Raw genomic sequence first — 25,165 nt, 5'->3', positions numbered from 1 at the left:
AGGCAAAGAGTTCGGCAAAAAAGAAAAGGGGCGCGCACAACGGCAGCGCCCCTCGGGGAACATCAGGCGGGACGACCTATCGCGCCACACGCGCCATGCAGTGCTCGATCAACGCCTGCAACTCGCGCTGATAATCGTGCATGAGCGTCTCCATCGTTTGCGTCCGATAACGCTGGGTGCTGTAGATGCAACGCAGCGTGAGCTGCCCTTCGTACACCTGACCGACTATTTCCAGCCAGTTGCCCAGATTGGCCTGCAAGCTGTAGTTGTCGCCGGCACTTTCCGCTGCCGGCACCAGCAATGCCTGCTCGTCGAAGCTCTGGTCGAACTGCCCCAGGTAGTTGAACGTCACGCGAGCCTGCGGCAATGCCGCCAACTGCCCGCCGACATCCGTTCCGGCCAGGTGACGCAGCACGCCATAACCGATGCCCTTGTTCGGCACCGCGGCCAGTTGCGCCTGAGTGCCCAGAATCGCACCGCCGATATCGGCGTCGGCACCCGGGCTCAGACGCACCGGGAACATGCTGGTGAACCAGCCCAGGCTGCGGCTCAGATCGATGTCTTCGAACAGGTCTTCACGACCATGTCCTTCAAGCTGGACCAATACCGACGACTGCCCGCTCCAGCGACACAGCACACGACTCAGCGCCGCCAGCAACAGATCATTGATCTGCGTGCGATAAACCGCCGGCACCTGCTTGAGCAATTGCTCGGTGTGTTCGCGAGACATCTCCAGGCGTGCCGTCGCCGTCTGCTTGACCTGATTCTTGCCGCGACGGTTATCGCACGGCAGGTCTACGCCCGGCTGATCCAGCTCGCTCATCCAGTAAGCCAGTTCCTGCTCGACCACCAGCGGCGCATGCGCCGCCAGCCCTTCGGCCCAGGCACGGTAACTGCTGGTACGGATCGGCAATTGTGGATCGACGCCGCGAACACACGCTTCATAAGCGACCTTCAAATCGTCGAGCAGGATTCGCCAGGACACCGTATCCACCACCAAGTGGTGGATGACCATCAGGACTCTCGCCTCACCGTCCGGCAGCGCGATGTGCACCGCTCGCCAGGCCGGGCCGTCTTCGAGTTGCAGGCTGCGCTGGGTCAGGTTGGCCAGCGCCTCGATCTCCTCACGGTTTTGTGCCTCCCGCTGCCAGAGCAATGGCTCGCGGCGGTCGGCCGGGGTGGCATAGCGCTGCATCCAGCGTCCGCCCTCCTGACTGAAGCGCAAGCGCAAGCCGTCGTGATGCGCTTCAAGCAAGGCCAGAGCCTGCTCCAGCGCCGCCAGGTCAAGTGCCTGACGTGCGCGCAACATCAGCGACTGGTTGTAATGATGCGGTTCAGCCATGCGCTCGGTGAAGAACCACTCCTGGATCGGGATCAGATTGAACAGGCCTTCATGCGCCGCTTGCGTGACGTCGACCGACGCCTGGCTGGCGGTGCCCTTGCCTTCGTCCTGCTCGACGATCCCGGCGATGGTCTGATAACGCATCAGGTCGCGCAGCTTGAGATCCATCTCCAAGGTCGGGTGGTTTCTCACCCGGGAAATCACCTGCAGACTGAGAATCGAGTCGCCGCCCAGCTCGAAGAAGTTGTCGGTGATCCCGACCTGTTCGACCTGCAGCACCTGGGCCCAGATCTCGGCCAGATGTTGCTCCTGCTCGTTGCGCGGAGCGGTGTATTCCTGGCTCTTGAACTCAGGTTCGGGCAAGGCCTTGCGATCGAGCTTGCCGTTGGGCGTGATCGGGAAGGCGCTCAGGCAGACAATCTGCGCCGGCACCATGTACTCCGGCAACGACGCTCTCAGGCCGGTCTTGAGTTCATCACCCAGATCCTGTCCTTCAGTCGTCACCACATAGCCGATCAGTTGCTTGCCGGAGACTGCATCACGGGCGATGACCAGTGCATCGGTCACATCTTCCAGTTGACGCAGGCTGGCCTCCACTTCACCCAGTTCGATACGGAACCCACGCACCTTGACCTGATGGTCGATGCGTCCCACGTAATCGAGCACGCCGTCCTGGCGCAGACGCACCAGGTCACCGGTCCGATAAAGCCGTTCACCCGCCACGAACGGGCTCGGCACAAAACGTTCGCACGTCAGGTCCGGGCGGCGGTGATAGCCCCGCGCAACGCCATAGCCACCGATGTACAACTCACCGGCAAACCCGGCCGGCAGCACGTTCAGATCCTCGTCCAGCACATACAGCGAGCGAGCACCCACCGCACGACCGATTGGTGCGTAGGCGGCTTCACATCGCTGCTCGACCGGCACCTTCCAGAGCATCGGCGTGACCACGGTTTCGGTCGGGCCGTAGCCGTTGGTGAAGTACTCGGGACGCAGCGCAGCCTTGACCTGTTCGAACGTCTGGTCAGGCACCGCATCACCGCCGAAGCAGTAGATGCGCACCGCCGGCGGAGCAATGCCGCTGGCCTCGGCGTACTCGGCCAGTTGCTTGAGATAGGCCGGCGGGAAGCACGCAATCGTCACGCCGTACCGGTGCAGCGCCTGATAGGTCTGCTCCGGCGTCCACAGGCAACCGTCACGAATCACCAACCGGCCGCCGCTGTACAGCGTGCTCAGCCAGCGCTCGTGAGCGCCGTCGAAAGCGAACGACATGAAGTGCAATTCGCAACTGCTGGCGTCCATCTCGTACAGTTCGGCAATGGCTTGACAGTGCATGCTCAGCGGCCCTTGAGTGACCGCCACGCCTTTGGGCCTGCCGGTCGAACCGGAGGTGTAGATCAGGTACGCGAGGTTCTGTTCCTGAACCCGGCACGGCGGCGTCGAGTCGGTGTAGCGCAAGGCATCCAGTCGATCGAGGTCCAGCCGTGGCAACCCTTGCGGCACCGGCAGATTCAGACCGCTGTGGCTGAGCAGCAGCGCCATGCCCGAATCCTCGACCATGTAGGCCAGACGCTCCGGCGGATAATCAATATCCAGCGGCACGTACGCGGCACCGCTCTTGAGCACGGCCAGGAAGCTCACGACCATCTCCAGCGAACGCTCCAGCGCGACACCGATCACCACTTCCGGGCCGGCGCCGTGCTCGATCAGGCAATGGGCCAGACGGTTGGCTTGTTGTTCCAGTTCGCCATAGCTCAACTGCCGCTCGCCGCATTGCAGGGCAATCGCCTGCGGCTGCTGCTGTGCATGGCGACTGATCAATTCCGGCAGCAAGGCCGGCTGATGGTTCGCCAACGGTTCGGCGCTCCAGGTGGCCATGGTTTGCAGCTGATCCTGTGACAGCCGCTGCAAATTGCCCAGTCGCTCATACGGCGCAGCCATCATCGCTTCGAGGTTGTTTTCCAGCGTGCGACGAATGCCCTCCACGGCGCCCACGTTGAAGCTGTTGCGCAGGAACAGGTACTCGATCGACAACGTATCGCCCAACGTCACTGCCAGGTCCATCGGTACGTTCGTCACGTCATGACCGATGGATTTGCCGAAGCTCAGCCCGGTGTCATTGTCTTCCTGGAGACGGTCATCGATCGGGTAGTTTTCGAACACGATGATGCTGTCGAACAATGCCTGCCCGCCCAGACCGGACCAACGCTGCACGTCGGCCAGCGGCGCCTGGGAATGGTCACGGATATCCAGGTTGTAGGCCTGGATCCGGTTCAGCCAGTCCGCCAGCGGCAGGTCCGGCTCCACGGTCTGAATGATCGGCAAGGTGTTGATGAACAGACCGAGCATGTTGCCGACGTTCGCCAGGCTTTCCGGGCGGCCGGACACCGTGGCGCCGAACGTCACGGTGCTTTGCCCGGTGTAGCGTTGCAGCAGCAACAGCCACGCGCCCTGGATCAGCGTGTTCGGGGTAATGCGCAAATCGCGGCAGAACTGCAACAGGCGAGCGGTCTGCTGCGCATCCCAATGGGAGTACAGCGCATTGTGGCCGGTTTCCTCGGACACATGCCGCGGGTGAATCGCCTGACTCAGTGCAGTCGCCTCGTTGACCGGCGCCAGCCGTGCTTTCCAGAACAGCTCGCGGGCATCTTGATCCTGGGCCTGCAACCAGGCGATGAAATCGCGGTAACGACCGTTTTCGCCTCGCACTTCCCCTTTGCCGTAGTGTTGGATCACCTCGCCGAACAGGCGCGAACTGCTCCAGCCGTCCATCAGGATGTGGTGACTGGTCCAGACCATCTGGTACTGATCGTCGCTGCTGCGGATCAACAGTACCCGCTGTAACGGCGCCCGGGTCAGCTCGAAACCACGCGCACGATCCTCCGCGGCCCGCTCGGCGATGTCCGCCTCGCTGACTTCGCGGCCACGCCAGTCGACCACTTGCAGATCCAGTGCAGCATGGCGCTGAACAATCTGCAGCGGCTTGGCCAGCCCATCGTGCCAATGGAAACTGGTGCGCAAGATCGCCTGCCGCTCGATGACAAATTCCCAGGCCTTGCGCAGGCGTTCGACGTCCAGACCGCTGACGGGCAGGCTGATCTGATTGACGTACAGACTGGAGCCGTTATCCGACAAGGTATGGAACAGCATGCCCTCTTGCATCGGCGACAGCGGGTAGATGTCCTCGATGTCTGCCGGGGCCACCGGCAGGCTGTCCAGACGGGGCTGGTCCAGACGGGCCAGCGGGAAGTCGGAAGGCGTGACGCCGTGGCTGTCGGGCAGGCAGCAATGCTCGATCAGTTGCTCCAACTCCCGGGCGTACTCGTCGGCCAAACGCTCGATGGTCGCGGTGTTGAACATCTGCGTGCTGAACGACCAGCCGACACTCAACTCACCGCCATACACCTGGCCGTTGAGCGTCAGCCAGTTACCCAGCAAGGCTTCGTCACTGTGCTCGGCGCCCTTGGCCTCGGCGGCCGGGACGAACAAGGCGCCCTTCTCGCTATCGAAACTGCCATCGAACTGCCCGAGGTAGTTGAAGGTGATACGAGGCGTCGGCAAGGCACGCAGCGATTCCCGGCCAGCCTCGTCACCCAGATAACGCAGCAGACCGTAACCGATGCCGCGATCGGGGATCGAACGCAGTTGCTCCTTGATGCGTTTGATCGAGCCGGGCAAGTCCTCGGCCGGCGTCAGCTTGACCGGGAACAGACTGGTGAACCAGCCCACGGTGCGGGTCAGGTCGAGGCCGTCGAACAGATCTTCGCGACCATGGCCTTCGAGCTGGATCAACACCGACGATTGTGCGCTCCAACGTGCGATCACTCGCGCCAGCGCGGTCAACAACAGGTCGTTGACCTGAGTGCGGTAGGCCGCCGGTGTCTGTTGCAGCAAGCGGCGTGTCGATGCCTGGTTCAACCGGCTGTAGAGCGTCACGGCATGACGGCTTTGCAGACTGCCCTGTGGATTGTCTTGAGGCAGCGGCGCCGTATCGTCCGCGCGTTGCGCCTGCCAGTAAGGCAGTTGTTCCAGTAACGCCTGGCTGCGGGCGTGACGTTGCAGTTGCAGCGCCCAGTCCTTGAACGAAGTGGTCTTGGCCGCCAGCGCCACGGGTTCGTTGGCGTGCAACTGGCGATAGAGTCCTTGCAGGTCTTCCAGCAGAATCCGCCAGGACACGCCATCGACCACCAGGTGGTGAACGATCAGCAACAGTCGCTGCTCGCCTTCAGGCAGCTCGAACAGCACCGCACGCAACAGCGGACCTTGTTGCAGGTCGAGACTGCGCTGGGCCTGCTCGGCGACGCGTTCCAGATCGGCGACATCGCTCACGGTTTCCAGCCACAGCGGCGATGCCCCTTGTGGCTCCGGCGAATGGTGGCTGGCCGTCCAGCCTTGCGGCTGCTCGGCAAATTCCAGACGCAGGCCATCGTGATGCCGGATCAGGGCCCGCAGGGCCTGTTCAAGCGTCGCAGCTGCCAACGGATTCAACGGTTTGAGCAACACCGACTGGTTCCAGTGATGACGCTCCGGCAATGCCTGATCGAAGAACCACTGCTGGATCGGCAACAACGGGCTCTCACCCGTGACCGGTCCCTGATCGGTCAGCACCGGCGCTTCACCCAGCTGCGCGACCGAAGCCAGCCCTTGCACGGTCTGCTGCTGGAACAGGTCTTTGGGGGTGAAACGAATGCCCTGCTGACGTGCCCGGCTGACCACTTGAATGGAAATGATCGAATCGCCACCCAGGGTGAAGAAGTTGTCGGTCACGCCGACCTGTTCGATTTTCAGGATGTCCTGCCAGACCTCGGCAATCTGTTGTTCCAGCGCGGTGCGCGGCGCCACGTAATCACGCTGCGACGAGGTGGTGTCCGGCGCCGGCAAGGCCTTGCGATCAAGTTTGCCGTTGGGGGTCAGCGGCAGTTGCTCAAGGAACACCCACTGCGCCGGCACCATGTAATCCGGCAGGTGGGCCTTGAGAGAAGCCTTCAACGCATCGCGCAAATCGTCCTGCTGCTGATGGCTCAGGTCGCCGTCAACCGGCACCACATACGCCACCAGTTGCTGACCGCCAAGACCGTCCACCGCCAGTACCACGCCTTCGCGCACGCTGTCCCGGGCCAGCAGTCGCGCTTCGATTTCACCCAGTTCGATGCGGAAACCGCGCACCTTGACCTGATGGTCGATGCGTCCCACGTATTCGATCCGGCCGTCGTCCAGCAAGCGTGTCAGGTCGCCGGTGCGGTACATCCGCTCGCCGGTGGTCGAGGCCGGGTTCGGCACGAAACGCTCGGCCGTCAGGCTTGGGCGGAACAGGTAGCCCCGGGTGATGCCGTCGCCGGCCAGGTACAGCTCGGCAGCCACGCCGATCGGCGACGCTTGCAGTTGCCCGTCCAGCAGGTACGCGGTGGTATTGACCAGCGGCCGGCCGATGTTCGCCGTGCCGTCAGCCTCGCGGCGGGTCCAGGTCGAATACGTGGTGTCTTCCGACGGCCCGTAAAGGTCATAGACGTGCTCGACCGAAGTCTCGCGATACAGGCTGTCGACCACACTTTGCTTGAGAGGCTCGCCGGCCAGGTTGATGATCCGCACGCTCGACGGGATCTGCCCGGCGCGATGCAAGGCTGCGATTGCCGAAGGCACGGTGTTGATCAACCGCACCTGATCACGCTCAGGCAGGTCCGGCAGTTCCAGGGCATTACGCGCCATGACGATCGAGCCGCCGCGCGCGAGGGTGACAAAAATCTCCCACACCGACAGGTCGAAGCAGACCGACGTCGAGGCCAGCACCCCTTGCAAGTCAGCCTCGCTGTAAACGTCGGCGGACCAGTGGATCAGCGCCTGGACGTTACGGTGGGCAATCGCCACGCCTTTGGGTTTGCCGGTGGAACCGGAGGTGTAAATGACGTAGGCCAGATTGGCCGAATCGCCACGGACGTCAAGGTTGTCGCCTGCCACGTCGGCAAAAGCCTCGCCACCCGCCTCCACCAGCACCACTTGCGCGTCGGTCTGCGGCAGTTGCGCCAGCAGCGATTGTTGTGTCAGCAGGACCTTCGCCTGGCTGTCTTCGAGCATGTAAGCCACACGGTCAGCCGGGTAGTCCGGGTCCAGCGGCACGTAGGTGCCACCGGACTTGAGCACCGCCATCAGGGCGATCACCAGTTCCGCCGAGCGCGGCATAGCCACGCCCACCCGAACCTCGGCACCCACGCCCAGCGTCGTCAGATGACGGGCCAACTGGTTGGCCCGGCGATTGAGTTCGGCATAGCTCAGGGCTGCGCCGCCATGGCTCAGGGCCAGAGCCTGCGGACGGGCCTGGACCTGCGCCTCGAAGCCTTGATGAATCAGACGTTCTGACGGATACGCCGCATGATTGTCATTCCATTGCGCCAGGGTGTCGTGCTCAGCGCTCGACAGCAGCCCGACCTCACCCAACAGGCGTTGCGGCGATTCCAGGAACTGCTGCAACACCGCTTCCAGGTGTGTGGCCAGTCCGACCACGCTGCGCTCGGCGAACTGCTCGGTGAGGTAGTTGAAGTCCAGGCTCAGGACCTCGCCGGCACCGGCGATCAGGGTCAGGCCGTAGTTGGTCTGCTCGCGGTGCTCCAGCCCACCGAAGCGCAAGCCGCCCGGGTTGGCTTCCAGGGTTTCCGAGACCGGGTAGTTTTCAAACACCAGCAACGTGTCGAACAGCGCTTCGCCATTGAGTTCGGCCAGGCGTTGAATGTCCTGCAACGGCGTCTGTTCGAAGTCGCGCAACAGCAGGTTCTTGTCCTGCACGCTGCGGACCCAGTCGCGCACGCTGACACCCGGTTGCGGACTGGCGATCACCGGCAGGGTGTTGATGAACAGACCCAGTTGCTGTTCGATGCCCGGCAAGTCCACCGGACGCCCGGACACGGTGGCGCCGAACGCGACCGTGGCCTGGCCGGTGTAGCGTTGCAGAATCAGCAGCCACGCCGCCTGCACCAGACTGTTGAGGGTGACTTGCTGTTGTCGGGAGAAACTGTTCAACCGGCGCGTGAAGGCGGCGTCAAACGTCAGGCGATGCACACCCTTGCCCGCACCGGGCCGGACCTTGCCCGGACACGCCGAGGCCAGGCGGGTCGGCTCGTCGAGTTCGGCCAGTTGCCCGCGCCAGAAAGCCTGCGCAGCCAATTTGTCCTGGCCTTGCAGCCAGGCCAGGAAGTCACGATAACGCCCCTGCGCACCGGGCACCGGATGGCCGGCGTAATCCTGCAGCACCTCACCGAACATCCGCGAGTTGCTCCAGCCATCCATCAGGATGTGGTGGCAGGTAAAGATCAGACGATGGCGGTCATCGGCCACGCGCAATAGACACAGGCGCAGCAGCGGCGGGTTCTGCAAATCGAAACCGCGCTCCAGATCAGCCCGTGCCCGTGCTTCCATGGCCACGGCCTGATCCGGTTCGTGGCGCATGTCCACTTCGGGCATTTCCAGGGTCAGCTGGCGATGGATGACTTGCAGCGGCGTGTCGAGGCCGTCGCGGCCCCAGATGAAACCGGCGCGCAGCACCTCGTGACGATCCACCACGCGCTGCCAGGCTTGCTGGAAGCGCGCCACGTCCAGACCTTCGATGTCCAGCAGCATCTGATAGACATAGGCGCTGGCATCGGCGTCGTAGAGACTGTGGAACAGAATGCCTTGCTGCATGGGCGCCAGCGGATAGATGTCCTCGATCTGCTGGGCGACAATCGGCAGGTGGTCCAGATGGGCCTGGGACAACCCGGCCAACGGTACGTCGGACGGCGTCAGACCACCGCTCGAAGGGGTCAGGCAATGATCGATCAGCTCGGCCAGCGCCCCTTCATAGGCGAGTGCCAAAGCATGAATGGTTGCGTCTTCGAACACATCGCCGCTGTAGGTCCAGGTCAGGCTCAATTGCCCTTGGTAAACCCGGCCGTCGATGGTCAGCGTGTTGGCCATTGGCGCTCGTTCGTCTTGTCCCGCGCCCTTGTCTTCGGTGGCCGGCACCCAGAGCGTGTCTTCATCAAAGTTGTTGTCGAACTGACCGAGGTAGTTGAACGTCACTTTCGGCTGCGCCGCACCGCTCAGGGCAGCCTGTGCCTCGGCGCTGCCCAGATAACGCAACAGACCGTAGCCGATGCCCTTGTTGGGGATCGCCCGCAGTTGTTCCTTGATGCCTTTGATCGAAGATTCGAAACCGACGCCAGGAGTCAGCCGCACCGGGAACATGCTGGTGAACCAACCCACGGTGCGACTCAGGTCGACATCGTCGAACAGGTCTTCCCGGCCGTGGCCTTCGAGCTGCACCAGTGCGCTGTCGGCGCCGGTCCATTCACACAGCACCTTGGCCAGCGCAGTCAGCAACAGGTCGTTGACCTGTGTGCGATAGACCGCCGGGGCCTGTTGCAGCAACTGCCGGGTGCGCTCGATATCCAGACGCGTATCGACGCTGCGTTCGAAACGATTGCTCAACTGTCCTTGCGGGTTGTCCAGCGGCAGCTCGACGCCTGCCCCCACCAACTGCCCGCGCCAGTAATCCAGCTCGGCTTCCAGCTCGGCACTGCGCGCATGTCCCTGCAGGCGCGCACCCCAGTCCTTGAACGCGGTGGTCTTGGCCGGCAGGCGCACAGCCTGCCCCGCCGTCAGCTGTTGATAAGCGGTTTGCAGGTCTTCCAGCACGATCCGCCAGGACACCCCATCGACCACCAAGTGATGAATGACCAGCAACAGTCGCTGGCTGGCGTCCGGCAAGTCCACCAGCACTGCGCGGATCAGCGGGCCGTTGTCCAGATCGAGGCTGCGTTGCAGTTCCTGGCACTGCGCCGGCAACGCCGCGCTGTCCTGCAAGGTCACGGTACGCAACAGTTCCAGGTTCTGTTCGACCGGCGCGTGGGTCTGTTGCCAGCCACCGTCGGTGTCGCGATAACGCAGACGCAATGCGTCATGGTGCCGTTGCAAATGCTGCAACGCCTGCGCCAGTGGCGCGGCCGCCAGAGGCGAAGCCGGCGTCAGCAGGATCGATTGGTTCCAGTGATGACGCGCCGGAATATCGCTGTGGAAAAAGTACTGCTGGATCGGCGTCAGTACCGCGTCGCCGAGCACATCGCCCTGGGTCGCAAGCACCACGTCGCTCAGCTGCGCGACCGTGGCCAGGCGCTGCACTGTCTGATGCTGGAAGATGTCCTTGGGCGTGAAACGGATGCCCGCCTGACGGGCGCGGCTGACCACCTGAATCGAAATGATCGAGTCGCCGCCCAGCTCGAAAAAGTTGTCGTTGAGGCCGACACGCTCGACTTTCAGCACGTCTTGCCAGATGGCGGCCAGTTGCTGTTCCAGTTCACTGCGCGGCGCGGCATACGCCTCCTGCACCTGAGCGACCTGCGGCTGCGGCAGTTGCTTGCGATCAAGTTTACCGTTGGCCGTCAGCGGCAGGCGGTCGAGGAATGCCCAGCTGACCGGCACCATGTAGTCCGGCAAGGCTTCGCGCAGTTGCGCCTTGATCGAATCGCGCAGCGTCGCCTCGGCATCGGCTTGCAGTGCCTCGTTCGGCACGATCCAGGTCGCCAGTTGCTGACCGCTCGGGCCTTCTACCGCCAGCACCACCGCCTCGCGCACCGCCGGATGCTTGAGCAGTTGGGTTTCGATTTCCCCCAACTCGATACGGAAACCGCGGATCTTCACTTGATGGTCGATACGACCGATGTACTCGATCACACCGTCGCCGCGCAGGCGCGCCAGGTCGCCGGTGCGGTACAGACGCTCGCCGGCCTGCGGGTTGAACGGATCGGGCACAAAACGCGTAGCGCTCATGCCTGGCTGATTCAGATAACCCCGGGCCAGACCGGCTCCGGCGATGTAAAGCTCACCGATGCAACCTTGCGGCACCAGGTTCAGCGCGCTGTCGAGCAGATACCACGACAGGTCGACAATCGGTTCGCCGATCGGGCTGCTGTGGCTTTGCTCAAGGTCGGCCATCGACAATGGGCGATACGTCACGTGCACGGTGGTTTCAGTGATGCCGTACATGTTCACCAGCGTCGGTGCACGGTCGCCGAAACGCTCGAACCAGGGTCGCAGGTTCTGCACTTCCAGGGCCTCGCCACCGAACACCACATAACGCAGCGAGTTGTCGCGCGAAGACTCGCTGGCCAGTTGCATCAGCGGCTTGAACGCCGACGGTGTCTGGTTCAGGACCGTGACGTTTTCATCGCACAGCAGGGTGTAGAAATCTTCCGGAGAACGGGTGACGTCGTGGGGCACAACCACCAGTTTGCCGCCGTACAGCAGCGCACCGAAAATTTCCCAGACCGAGAAGTCGAACGCGTAGGAATGGAACAGGGTCCAGCTGTCGTCCGGGCCGAAACCGAACCAGTGGTCGGTGGCGCTGAACAGGCGGAGGACGTTGCTGTGCGGGAGCAATGCACCTTTGGGCTTGCCGGTCGAGCCGGAGGTATAGATGACGTACGCCAGGTTGTCCGGCGTGGTCAGGCAGACCGGGTTTTCGCTGCGGCCCTGCTCCAGCGGCTGGCTCAGGTCCAGGCAGGTAAGCCCCGGCGGAATCGGCAGCTGAGCCTGCAGGTGACCCTGGGTCAGCAGCAGGCCGATGCCACTGTCCTCGATCATGTAGCTCAGGCGGTCTTCCGGGTAGCCGGGATCCAGTGGCACGTAGGCACCACCGGCCTTCAGCACCGCGACGATGGCGACGATCATGTCCAGCGAACGCTCGACCGCCACACCGACCCGCACATCCGGGCCGACCCCGTTCGCGATCAGCCGGTGCGCCCACTGGTTGGCCCGGCGATTGAGTTCGGCGTAGGTCAACCGTTGTCCGGCAAAGGTCACGGCGACCGCATCGGGATGCCGTTCAGCCTGAGCCTCGATAGCCTGATGGATGCACTGCCCGACCGGATGCTCGACCCACGTGGGGTTCCATTGATTCAACAGCTGTTGCTGACGGGCGTCATCGAGCATCGGCAACTGCCCGATGCTGCGCGACGGGTCTTCGACGATCGCCTGCAACAGTGCAGTCCAGTGCTGTGCCAGACGCTCGATGGTTGCCGCGTCGAACAGGTCGGTGGCGTACTTGAGCACCGCTTCGATGCCGTGGGCCTGTTCGGTGGTGTTGAGGGTCAGGTCGAACTGGGCGGTCTGGCTCTGCCATTCCAGCGGTTCGATGCTCAAGCCGTTGAGGCGCGTCTCGACACTGCTGCGGCGTTCCGCCTGATGGTTGAACATGACCTGGAACAGCGGACTGTGGCTCAGGCTGCGGCCCGGCTCCAGGGCTTCCACCAGTTGCTCGAACGGCAGGTCCTGATGGGCCTGGGCTTCCTGCGCGGTTTGTTTGACCTGACGCAGCAAATCGACAAACGGGGTCTGGCTGTCAACGTCGGCCTTGAGCACCTGCGTATTGACGAAGAAACCGATCAGACGCTCGATTTCCACCCGGCCACGGTTGGCCACCGGGACGCCGACACGGATGTCCGACTGGCCGCTGTAACGGTGCAACAGCGCCTGGAACGACGCCAACAGCAAGACGAACAGGGTGACGTTTTCCTGCCGCGCAAAGGCTTTCAGACCCTGGCTCAGCTGTGAATCGAGAATCAGGTTGTGGCTGGCTCCGGCAAAACTCTGATCGACGCTGCGCACGCGGTCGAGCGGCAGTTCCAGCACCGGTTGTTCACCGCCGAGCTTTTCCTGCCAATAGGCCAGTTGCCGTGCCTGTTCGCCCGCTTCCATCCACTGGCGCTGCCACAAGGCGTAGTCGGCGTATTGAATTGGCAGAGCCGGCAGACCGGCATCGTGACCGAGACTGAAACCGGCATAGAGCTGCACCAGCTCTTCGATCATCACTTGCAGCGACCAGCCGTCGGAGACGATGTGGTGCAGGGTCAACACCAGCACGTGGTCGTTCGGGTTGACCTGCAACAGGGCGGCGCGCAACAGCGGGCCTTGCTGCAGATCGAAAGTCTTCTGGCTCTGGGTCTGGACGAACGCCTGGATCGAGGCATCCGGGTCGCTCGCCAGCTCAGGGCTCAGTGGGTAAGTCTCCAGTGCAAACGATCCTGCCGGGAGGATCGTTTGCAGCGGTTGTTCGGTTTCCTGGGAGAACACCGTGCGCAAGGTTTCGTGTCGTTCGATCAGCGCCTGAAGGCTGCGCTCCAGCGCCGACTCATCCAGCGGCCCCTGTAAACGCAGGGCCGTCGGAATGTTGTAGGCCGCGCTGTGCGGCGCCCATTGCCAGAGAAACCACTGGCGCTGCTGGGCGTAGGACAGCAGCAGCGGCTCTTCGGCCGTGCGCTTGAAAACCGGGGCAATGTCAAAGAGGTTGACGCCTTTCTGCTTGAGCAGAACCGCCAGAGCCTTTCTTTGCTTAGCCGAAAGTTGTCCTACCGACTCGATTAACTCTTGCACGCGTTTTTCCCTCTCAAGAAATCAGTTTTTCCAGATCATCGAGGGATAGACGTTTGAGGGCCTCCAGGGATTTAGCCAATTCATCCTGAACGGGCGACATTTCGACACGCAGCGCCTCGATCCGGTTGCAGAACGCTTTCAGCGTATCGGCTTCGAACAGCTCCTTGAGCGGCACCTTGTCGCCCAGACGCTCCTTGATCCGGGTCACCACCAGTGTCGCCAGCAACGAATGACCGCCAAGCTGGAAGAAGTTGTCCGCCAGGCCCACGCGCTCGATTTCCAGCACTTCCTGCCAGACCGTCGCCACTTCCCATTGCAAGTCCGTCTGCGGCGCTTCGTACTGCTGCTGCGTCGGGTTGGCGCCCAAGGCCATCAGCGCCTTGCGGTCGAGCTTGCCGTTCGGGGTCAACGGCACCGCCTCGATCACCTGCAGATGCCCCGGCACCATGTGCGCCGGCAAACGACTGGCCAACGCTGCGCGCAGACGCTCGGTCAACGCCGCCGGATCGGTCGCCGGCTGCGCCGCCACGACGTAGCCGTGCAGGTGTTTGCCCGCTGCGCCGTCCTGCGCCAGCACCACCGCTTCGCGCACCTCGGCCTGCTCCAGCAAGCGCGCTTCGACTTCGCTCAGCTCGATACGGAAACCGCGGATTTTCACCTGATGGTCGGCGCGCCCCAGGTACTCGATGTTGTCGTCCGCGCCCTGGCGCACCAGGTCGCCCGTGCGGTAAAGCCGCTCGCCGTTGCTGGCATAGGGGTTGGGCACGAAGCGCTCGGCGGTCATGCCCGGTCGCATCAGATAGCCCCGGGTCACGCCGGCGCCGCTCAGGTACAGCTCTGCCGCCACACCGGCCGGCAACCCATTGAGCTGAGTGTCGAGCAGGTACGCCACGGTGTTGTCCAGCGGCCGGCCGATGTTGGCCTGACCTTGCGCGGTGCGCAGGGTGAACGTCGAATACGTGGTGTCTTCCGACGGCCCGTACAGGTCGTAGACCTGCTTGACCGACGTAGTCGCGTAAAGCGTGTCCACCAGGCTCTGCTTCAGCGGCTCGCCGGCCAGATTGATGGTCGCGACCGATGACGGAATCTGCCCGGCCCGTTGCAGCGCGGCTATCGCCGACGGCACCGTGTTGATCAGCGTCACCCGCTCGCGGGCCGGCAAGTCCGCCAGGGCCAGCGCGTTGTCCGCCAGCACCATGCAACCGCCGCTGGCCAGGGTGACAAAGATCTCCCAGACCGACAGGTCGAAGCAGATCGAGGTCGAAGCCAGTACGCCGCGCAGTTGCTCCTCGCGGTACACCCCTTGCGACCACTGGATCAGCGCGGTGAGGTTGGCGTGACTGATGGCCACGCCCTTGGGCTTGCCGGTGGAACCCGAGGTGTAAATGACGTAAGCCAGGTTTTGCCCGGTGATCCCCGCCACCGGTGCGGTAGACGAGTACCCGGCCAGCCATTGCTCGCCCTCCTCCACCAGCACCACTTGGGCGCTCAACGCATCGGGCAGCATCGCCTGCGCTGCCGGCTCTGTCAGCAACACCGCGGCTCGGCTGTCGTCGAGCATGTGCAGCAAACGTTCCTGCGGGTAGTCCGGGTCCAGCGGCACATAGGTGCCACCGGCCTTGAGGATCGACAACAAGGCGACCAGCATGTCCGGGGTGCGACGCATGCACACACCGACCCGCACTTCCGGGCCCACGCCCAGCGCTTGCAGCTTGTGCGCCAGACGATTGGCCCGCAGGTCGAGGGGGCGATAGTCGATCTGTTGCTCGGCGTAGACCACCGCCGGCGCATCCGGCCGCTGCGCGACACGGGCCTCGATGAACTCCAGCACCGTGCGCGGATCGGTCGCCGTGACGGCGGCCTTGCCCCAGTCGATCGCCTGCTCGCGCTGCGACCCGTCCAGCAGTTGCAACGTGCCCAACGGTTGCGTGGCGTTACCGAGGAACTGGCTCAACAGGCTTTCGAGTTGACGACTCAGACCGAGGATGGTCGAGGCATCGAAACAGGCCCGATCGTAGCTGACACCGAGGCTCAGTTCTCGGCCGGTGACTGCCACCAGCGTCAACGGGTAGTTGGTCTGCTCCTGGCGGCGGATCGCCGAGAACACCAGCCCGGTGTCCGGCCCCTGTTGCAGGGCTTCAGCCATCGGGTAGTTCTCGAACACCAGAATGCTGTCGAACAATGCACCCGCGCCCAGTCCGGCCCAACGCTGAATCTCGTAGAGCGGCGTGTGTTCGTGCTCACGCAGCGCCAGGTTGAGGCCCTGTACCTGTTGCAACCAACGCTCGACCGACAGCTCGGCGGATGGCGTCGCCACCACTGGCAAGGTGTTGATGAACAGGCCGATCTGTTGCTCGACACCGGGCAGATCGGTCGGGCGCCCGGCCACTGTAGCGCCGAAGGCGACGCTGTCCTGACCGGTGTAGCGCTGCAACAGCACCAGCCATGCCGCTTGCACCAGGGTGTTGAGGGTGACTTTCTGCTCCCGGGCGAAGCGATTCAGATCCGCCGTCAGCTGTTCACTGAATACATGCTGGTGATCGGCATAACCACCGGCACCGGTCTGCGCCATCGGCACGGCACTGGCCAGGCGCGTCGGCTCCTCGAGCTCGGCCAACGCCTGCTTCCAGAACGCCTGACTGGCCGGCTGATCGCGTTGACCCAGCCACTCGATGTAATCGCGATAACGTCCCTGGGCAGCGGCCGGAGTCAGGCCCGCGTAACGCTGCAGCACTTCGCCGAACAACTGCGAGGTACTCCAGCCATCCATCAGGATGTGGTGGCAGGTGTAGATCAGGTGATGCGTCGAATCATCGGTACGCACCAGCGAAACCCGCAACAACGGCGCGCCCGTCAGCTCGAAACCGTTGGCCAGATCGTCATTGGCCAGTTGGTCCAGTGCGGTGTCGAGGTCGCTTCGGCCACGCCAGTCCTGCACGCTCCACGGCATTTGTACGCTCTGGCGCACCACTTGCACTGCCGCAGACGCATCGCTCGGCCAGACAAACGCGGTACGCAAAATGTCGTGGGCGTCGAGGGTCTGCTGCCAGGCCTGACGGAAACGCTCGGCCTCCAGATGTTGCACGTCGACCCGCAGCTGGTTGGTGTACGCCGGGCTGTCAGGATCGTTAAGGCTGTGAAACAGAATGCCTTGCTGCATCGGCGACAGCGGGTACAGATCGGTGATTTCCCGGGGCGGAATCGGCAGTGCCGAGAGCTGCGCCTGCGTCAGGGTCACCAGACTGAAATCGGACGGCGTGACGCCGGCCTGACCACTGTCGCAGCAGTGGTCGATCAGCCGCTCCAGCTCAAGACGGTAAGCCTCGGCCAGGGCCTGCACCGTGTCGGCGCGGTACATGCCCGACCCGAAGGTCCAGGTCAGTTCCAGCTCGCCGCCATACACCTGACCGTCAATGCTCAGCCAGTTGCCCAACGGCGCCGTGGCGTCCTGATTGGCCCCGGTGCTATCACCGGACGGCACGAACAGTGTGCCCTCGGCGGCGCTGAAATCACCGTCGAACTGCCCCAGATAGTTGAAGGTCACCCGTGGCGGGGCCAGTGAGCGCAGCTCGGCGGCGCCGGTCAGGTGGCGCAGCACGCCGTAACCGATGCCTTTGCCCGGTACAGCGCGCAGTTGTTCCTTGATTGCGCACAACGATTCGCCCGGCGCTGCCTGCGGCGTCAGACTTACCGGGAACAGGCTGCTGAACCAACCCACCGTGCGGCTCAGATCGAGCTCGTCGAACAGGTCTTCGCGACCATGACCTTCAAGCTGGATCAGCACCGACGGCTGTCGGCTCCAGTCGCACAGCACCCGCGCCAGCGCAGTGAGCAGCAGATCGTTGATCTGCGTGCGATATGCGGCCGGGGCCACCTTGAGCAATTTGTGGGTCAGTGCCTGGCTCAGGCGCGAACTGACGCGTTGCGCCTGTGCTTGAGTCTGAACGTCTTGTGCAAAGTCCCGTGGCAATTCGGCGTCGGCCGTGCCCAGAGTCTTCAGCCAATACTCGCGCTCGCGGCCCAGCGCTTCACTCTGCGCATAGCGGTGCAGGTGTTCGGCCCAGCTCTGCAGCGAGCTGCTCTTGCCCGGCAGCACCAGTGGCTTGCCCGCCGCCAGTGCGGTGTAACCGAGCTGCAAGTCTTCCAGCAAAACACGCCAGGACACCCCATCGACCACCAGGTGATGGATCACCAGCAACAAACGCTGCTGACCGTCCGGCAGATTCGCCAGCACCGCACGCAGCAGTCGCCCTTGTTGCAGATCCAGACTGCGCTGAGCCTGATCCGCCAGCGTCGTCAGTTGATCCAGGCTTTCCAGATCGCGCACCCATAGCAGTTCAGGGTCGCGCGCGGTCTGGAACGTTGCCTGCCAGGCATCGCCCGACGCCTGGAAGTTCAAGCCCAGTGCATCATGCTGTTCGATCAATGCCGCCAGAGCGGCTTGCAGATGGCCTGCCTCCAGCGGCGCTTGCGGTTGCAGCATCACCGACTGGTTCCAGTGTTGACGCTGGGCAATCGGCGTTTCGAAAAAGCGCGCCTGAATCGGTAGCAATGCCAGCTGTCCGCCAACTTTCTGCGGCGCGGCCGCCACGGGTTTGGCTTCGATCAGCTTGGCCACTGCCGCCAACTGGCTGACAGTCTGCTTTTCGAACAATTGCTTGGGGCTTAGCTTGATGCCCTGACGCTTGGCCCGGGCAATGATTTGCAGGCTGAGGATCGAGTCCCCGCCCAGTTCGAAGAAGTTGTCGGTGCTGCCCACACGCTCCAGCTTGAGCACGTCGGCCCAGATCGCCGCGAGTTTTTCCTCGACCTCGCCCATCGGGGCGACGTAACGCTGAGTCACCACACCCGGCACCGGCAAGGCGCGCTTGTCCAGTTTGCCGTTGGCCGTCAGCGGCAATTGCTCCAGCAAGACAATCTGCGCCGGCACCATGTAATCCGGCAGGCAGGCTTGCAGTTGCTCGCGCAGGCTTTCAGCCTTCAACGCGACTCCCGCCGCCGGTACACACCAGGCCACCAGTTGCAGACGCGCCGCGTCGTCATCCAGCGCCAACGCCAATACGGCCGCCTCGCTGACACCGTCCAGACCGAGCAGTACCCGGGCGACTTCCGCCGGTTCCACCCGATACCCGCGCACCTTGACCTGATCGTCGGCGCGGCCGATGAACTCCACCGCCTGCCGACGATTGCGGCGCACCCGGTCGCCACTTCGATACACCCGCGCACCGGCCGGTCCGAACGGATCGGGAACAAAACGTTCGGCGGTCAGCCCCGGCTGGCCAAGATAACCGAGGGCGACACTGTCGCCGCCGATGTACAGCTCGCCCGCGACCTGATCGGCCACGCTGTTGAGCACATCGTCGAGCACATACACATGCGCCCCGGTCAGCGCCGTGCCGACCGGCACGCTGCGCCCCTCCGGTTCCAGCGAACCGACTTCGTGGGCCAACACACCCACGGTGGTTTCGCTCGGGCCGTAGTGGTTGATGATCCGGCAACCCGGCTTGAGCTGACGCACACGTTCCACCAGTGCAGGCGAACAGGCTTCGCCGCCGACGATCAGCGCCTGCTCCGGCAGCACGTCAGCCGCCCGGGATGCCTGCAATAAGGCCGCCAGATGCCCCGGAACGATTTTCAGCATGCCCACATGGTGCTCGGCCATGTATTCGGCGAAACGATCCGGGTCGAAGCCCAGCTCTTCCGGCAACACATGCAGCAAACGGCCCGAGCACAATGCGCCGAACAGCACGGTGAAACCCAGGTCTGCCGCAATGGTGGAGACCAGCGCCATGCTGGTGTCCGACGCCGGGTCGAGACGTTCCAGCACCCCGCGTACATAGCTGGCCAAGGCACCGTGGCTGACCAGCACCCCCTTGGGTTGACCGGTGGAACCGGAAGTGTGAATCACATAGGCCGGCGACTGCACCAACAGCTCGCAGGCCGGGGCAGTCATCGGCTGGTGTTGCCATTGCTGCGCATCGAATGCCAGCCCCTGACAACCGACGACCGCCAGTTCCGAAACCCGCAAATCGCCCTCGGCGCACACCACTGCCCGAGCCTTGGCGGCGCTGAGCATCTGCTGCAAACGCGCCGCAGGTGCCTTGACGTCCAGCGGCATGTACACCGCACCAGCCTTGAAGATCGCCAGCACGCACGTCAGCCAGTCGAGCGAGCGCTCCATCAGCACCGCCACCGGTTGACCGGCAACTGCGCCCTGGGCCAGCAAATGATGAGCGAGGCGATTGGCCGCCTGATCCAGCGCCTGGAAGCTCAAGCCGCCATTCAGATCCCGCGCGGCCAATGCCTGCGGCTGACGAGCGACTTCGCGTGCCCAGTGTTGCAACACCGACAATGCGGGATCCCGCGGGGCCGCGAAAGCGCTCGGCAACGCCGTCGCCACGCTGTGCAGCGGCGCTTGTGGCGCCTTCAGCAGCGCCCCGAACAGACCGAGCAAGGCCGGGACAAAAGCTTCAACCGTCGCGTGTCGATAGAGGTCGCTGGCGTAGGTCATCTGCCCGTGGATCAGCGTGCCGTCGTCGGTGATGTCCAGTGCCAGATCGAAGTGCGTGCCGTCCTTGTCCAGCGGATACTCCGCCACGCTCAGGCCCGGCAGCGCCATCGACCGTTGTTTCTGCATGCCGACGTTCTGGTTGAACTTGGCCTGGAACAACGGGTTGTGCCCCAAGGTACGTTCGGCGACCAGTTCGTCCACCAGCTGTTCGAACGGCAGCTCCTGATGAGCCTGGGCGCCAAACGACGCCTCACGCACCTGCGCCAGCAAATCCTCGAAGCTGCCCCGCTCGTCCACCTCGCAGCGCAGCACCTGGGTATTGACGAAGAAGCCGATCAGCCCTTCGACTTCGGCGCGACTGCGGTTGGCATTCGGCACGCCGACGCGGATGTCACGCTCCCCGGCCTGACGCGAGAGGAACAGCGAAAAACCGGCGAGCACCAGCATGAACAGACTGATGCCCTGAGCGCGAGCGAACCCGTTGAGCTGACGCGACAGATCCGTACCGAAATCGAAGCTCAGGGTCTGGCCTTCAAAGCTTTGGGTCAGCGGGCGGGCGAAGTCCGGGGCGACTTCCAGCAGCGGATGTTCCTCACCCAGTTGCTGGCGCCAGTAATCGAGTTGACGCTCGCCCTCGCCGGCTTCCAGCCAGCGCCGCTGCCAAATGGCGTAGTCGGCGTACTGCAACGCCAACGCCGGCAACAGCGGCTCGCGCTCCAGGCTGAACGCCTGATAGCACTGCACGAACTCCTTGACCATTACGTCCATCGACCAACCGTCGGAGACGATGTGGTGCATGCTCACCACCAGCACGAACTCATCGTCCGCCAGGCAAAACAGACTGGCGCGCAGCAACGGGCCGTGACGCAGATCGAATGGCTGCGCCGTCACGTCCTGCACTTGCAGAGCCAGTGCCTGCTCGCGCTCCGGGGCGGCAACACCGCGAAGGTCGATGCGCTCCAGCGCGACGCCTTGCGGCTCGAGTATGACTTGATGCGGCTGGTCGCCGTCGGTGCGGAACACCGTGCGCAGCACTTCATGGCGCGCCAGCAGGTGATCGAACGAGCGGGTCAGCGCCGATTCGTCCAGCCGCCCGTTCAGGCGCAGACCGGCGGCCATGTTGTACGCGGCGCTCTGCGGTTCAAGCTGCCAGAGAAACAACAGGCGCTGCTGGGCGAACGACAGCGGGATCTGTGCGCAGTCGTGGCGACTGACCGGCAGCGGCAGCAGACTGAAGTCCTTGCCCTCCTCGCGCAGCTTGGCCAGAAACAGCCGACGTTGCTCAAGCGGCAAGCCGACGAACCTTTTAGCGATACGATCCGCCATAGTGCCGCTCATACTTCTTCTCCTTCCAAAGCACTCATGAACAGGTCCATGTCGGACCAGTCGTTGTCCGTTGCACCGTCGGTCAGCAGCGCCACCGCCAGGGCCAGATCGCCGAGCAACGGTTTTTCGAACAGGTTGCGCAGCGGCAACACCACGTTTAGTTGTTTCTTGATCCGTCCGATCACTTGCGCCGCCAGCAGCGAATGGCCGCCCAACTCAAAGAAGTGATCGTCCAGCCCGACGCGAGGCACTTGCAGGACATCCGCCCAGATCTGCGCCAGGGCTTGTTCGATGTCCGATTGCGGGACGCGATAGTCGACCTGCAATTGATCCATGTCCGGCGCCGGCAAAGCCTTGCGATCGAGCTTGCCGCTCGGCGTCAGCGGCAATTCCGCCAACAACAGCAGGTGGCCCGGCACCATGTAGTCCGGCAGCCTGGCTTGCAGCGAAGCCCTGACCTGCTGACGGAACGCCGATTGACCAGCCACTCCGTCGAGCACGTCCTGATCGGCCACCAGATACGCCACCAGTTGCAGGCTGCCATTCAGCGGCAAGGCCAGCACCACGGCCTCGCGGATACCCGGGCACTGCTGCAGGCGCGATTCGATTTCACCCAGCTCGATACGGAAGCCGCGAATCTTCACTTGGTGATCCACGCGACCGACGTATTCCACCGCGCCGTCAGCGCGCAAACGTGCGCGATCGCCGGTGCGATACAAGCGTTCGCCACTGGCGAACGGGTCGGCAATGAAACGCTCGGCACTCAACGTCGGCTGTCGGTGATAACCGCGCGCCAGGCCCGGTCCACCGATGTACAACTCGCCTACCGCGCCTTGTGGCAGCAGGTTCAAATCATCATCCAGCACGTACAGACGACGTGCGGCCAGACCCTGCCCAATCGGTATGCCGCGCCACGACACAGCTTCCGCAGTCAGCGCCGAGCAGTCGTGGATCGTCGATACCACCGTCGCCTCGGTCGGCCCGTAGGTGTTGAGCAGACGCACATGACCCAGCCCGGCCTGTTGCCACAGGCGCAGACCGTCCACCGCCATCGCCTCGCCGCCCACGTGAATCTGGCGCAGGGCACCGAAGTGCGCCGGAGGATTGGCTGCGTATTCCTGCACCAGCCAGTACCAGTACGCCGCCGGCAGGTCGGCCAGGGTGATGCCGTGTTCGAGGATCACTTGATGCAATGTCGCGCTGTCCCACAGACGCGCATCGCGCAGCACCACGCTCGCGCCGTGACAGAGCGGCGGGAAAAACTGCTCGACGAACCCGTCAAAGCTGCTGGTTGCGAACTGCAACACCCGGTCGCCTTCGCGCAGGTCGCTGTAGTCGATGGCGCGCTCGATGAACTCGCTCAGCGCGGCGTGACTGATCGCCACACCTTTGGGCCGGCCGGTCGAACCGGAGGTATAGATCACGTAAGCCAGGTTTTGCGGCTCGACGGTCACCGGCAGATTGTCGCCGGCACCGTCGTCCGGCAACGTGTCCAGGCACAGGCTTTCCACGCCGTCGAGGGTCGGCAGACCGGCCAGTGTCTGGCGGTCGGTCAGCAACAGTTTCAGTCCGCTGTCGTCAAGTACGTGGCGCAAGCGCTCGCCCGGGGTCTGCGGATCCAGCGGCACATAGGCGCCCCCGGCCTTGAGCACGGCGAGCAAGGCGACGGCCAGTTCCAGCGAACGCCCCAGCGCCACGCCGACCAACACGTCCGGGCCAACACCCCGGGCGCGCAGTTGATGGGCCAGGCGATTGCTGCGTCGATTCAGTTCGGCATAGGTGATCGAGGGCGCCGACTCGCTCGCCAGAATCACCGCCGGTGCATCTGGCGTACGCGTCACTTGCGCTTCGAACAGGGTCTGAAAGCTGGCCAGTCGCGGGCTCGTTTCGGCGATCTGGATCAAGCCCTGCTGCTCGGCAACGTCCAGCATCGAAAGGTTGCCGATCAACTGCTGCGGATCGCGGCAGACCGACACCAGCACGTTGCGCCAGTGCCCGGCCAGCGCGGCGATGGTGGATTCGTCGAAAATATCGGTGGCGTAGGTAAACGCGGCGAACAGTTGCTCGCCCTCTTCGCGGGTATCGAGCATCAGATCGCTGGTGGCCGCGTGTTCGCGGCCACTGCCGGTCAGTTGCTCTTCGGTCAGGTAACCAACCTGCAAACCGGACGCCAACTGCGCCTGCTGCAAATCGGTCACCAGCGGCTGGTGGTTGAACATCACCTGGAACAGCGGGTTATGGCTCTGGCTGCGAGCCGGCTGCAACGCTTCGATCAAGGCGTCGAATGGCAGATCCTGATGGGACTGCGCGCCGGCCGCAGCTTGGCGCACGCTCTGCAGCAAATCGGCGAAACGGCTATTGGCGGTGACCACGCTGCGCAGGATTTGCGTATTGACGAAGAAGCCGATCAGGCCTTCGGTTTCGCTGCGGGTGCGGTTGGCGATCAGGCCGCCGACGCGAATGTCGGTCTGGCCGCTGTAGCGATGCAGCAAGGTCTTGAAGGCCGCCAGCAGAACTACGAACAGGGTCACGCCCTGACGTTGCGCGAGATTTTTCAAATCCTGACGCAGGCTGGCATCGATGACCGTTTCCAGACGCGCGCCGCGGTGACTGGCCTGGGCCGGGTACGCACGGTCGGTCGGCAGTTCAAGCACCGGATGCTCGTCACCCAAATGCGCGCGCCAATAATCGAGCTGCCGCTCACGCTCGCCCGCCTCCAGCCAACTGCGTTGCCACAGTGCATAGTCGCGGTAGTGCACGGTGATCGCCGGCAATTGTGGCTCGCGCCCGGCCACCAGCGCATCGTAGGTGCGCATGAATTCGTCGATGAGAATGTTCATCGACCAGCCGTCGGCAATAATGTGGTGCAACGTCAGCAACAGCACGTGCTCTTGCGCGTCCAGCCGCAGCAGGCGCAGGCTCAGCAGTGGCCCGTTTTCCAGATCGAAGGCTTGCGTGGCTTCCGCCATCATGTGCTGCCGGGCCAGCGGCCAGCGTTGATCCTCAGGCAAGGCGCTCAGATCTGTGAGGGCCAATTTGACCGGCCGGGGTTCGGCGACTTTCTGGAACGCTTGCTCGCCCTCCTGGCCGAACGTCGTGCGCAGGCACTCATGCCGCGCCGCCAACAGACTGAACGCCTGCTCCAGCGCCTCGGCCTGCAACTCGCCGCTCAGGCGCACGGCCATCGGCAGGTTGTAGGCGGCACTTTGCGGGTCCATCTGCCAAAGAAACCACATCCGCTGCTGGGCATAGGACAGGCCGTCACGCTCGGCGGCCCCGATGCAGGCGGTCATGGGCAGCTGCGCAAAATTGATCCCTTCACGGGCCATGCCGGCGAGGAACACACGGCGTTTGTCCTGAGGCAATTCGATAAAGCGGCGGGCTAGTTTCTGTGCGTCTGCGGCATTCATGCATTGGGTCCTTGCTGATCGGCGGCGTGACCAGGAGGCCCGGTCGTATCAACAAGAACGAATGGCAAACGCAATGATTTAGCGAGGCCGGGCAATCCCCGGTCGAGGGCAACAGGGACTGACGCACAAATGCCGAAGCCGGTACTTGACCGGCTTCGACAATAACCCGTTCAACTGTCG

At 63.6% G+C, this 25,165-nt stretch carries 3 protein-coding genes; all 3 read right to left on the bottom strand.

The annotated features are described in order from the left end of the window. Positions 1–76: 76 nt before the first annotated feature. Genes JJN09_RS23290 through JJN09_RS23280 form a run of 3 tightly spaced genes read right to left on the bottom strand, consistent with a single transcriptional unit; the run spans position 77 to position 24,985 of the window. Positions 77–13,738 (bottom strand): non-ribosomal peptide synthase/polyketide synthase, encoded by a 13,662-nt coding sequence (locus JJN09_RS23290; protein ID WP_249483948.1) that lies wholly within the window; start codon positions 13,736–13,738, stop codon positions 77–79. Between the two features lie 13 nt (positions 13,739–13,751). Next, positions 13,752–21,587, bottom strand: coding sequence for a non-ribosomal peptide synthetase (locus JJN09_RS23285; RefSeq protein WP_249483947.1), 7,836 nt, complete (start codon positions 21,585–21,587; stop codon positions 13,752–13,754). After that, positions 21,584–24,985: an amino acid adenylation domain-containing protein gene (locus JJN09_RS23280; RefSeq protein WP_249483946.1), complete on the bottom strand. Its 3,402-nt coding sequence runs from the start codon at positions 24,983–24,985 to the stop codon at positions 21,584–21,586. Before JJN09_RS23280 ends, JJN09_RS23285 begins: the two co-directional genes overlap by 4 nt. Positions 24,986–25,165: the final 180 nt, after the last annotated feature.

This window comes from Pseudomonas sp. HS6 (genome assembly GCF_023375815.1).
Classification (GTDB): domain Bacteria; phylum Pseudomonadota; class Gammaproteobacteria; order Pseudomonadales; family Pseudomonadaceae; genus Aquipseudomonas.
Note: the sequence above shows the minus strand (reverse complement) of the source record. Positions and strands in the feature narration are given on the sequence as shown.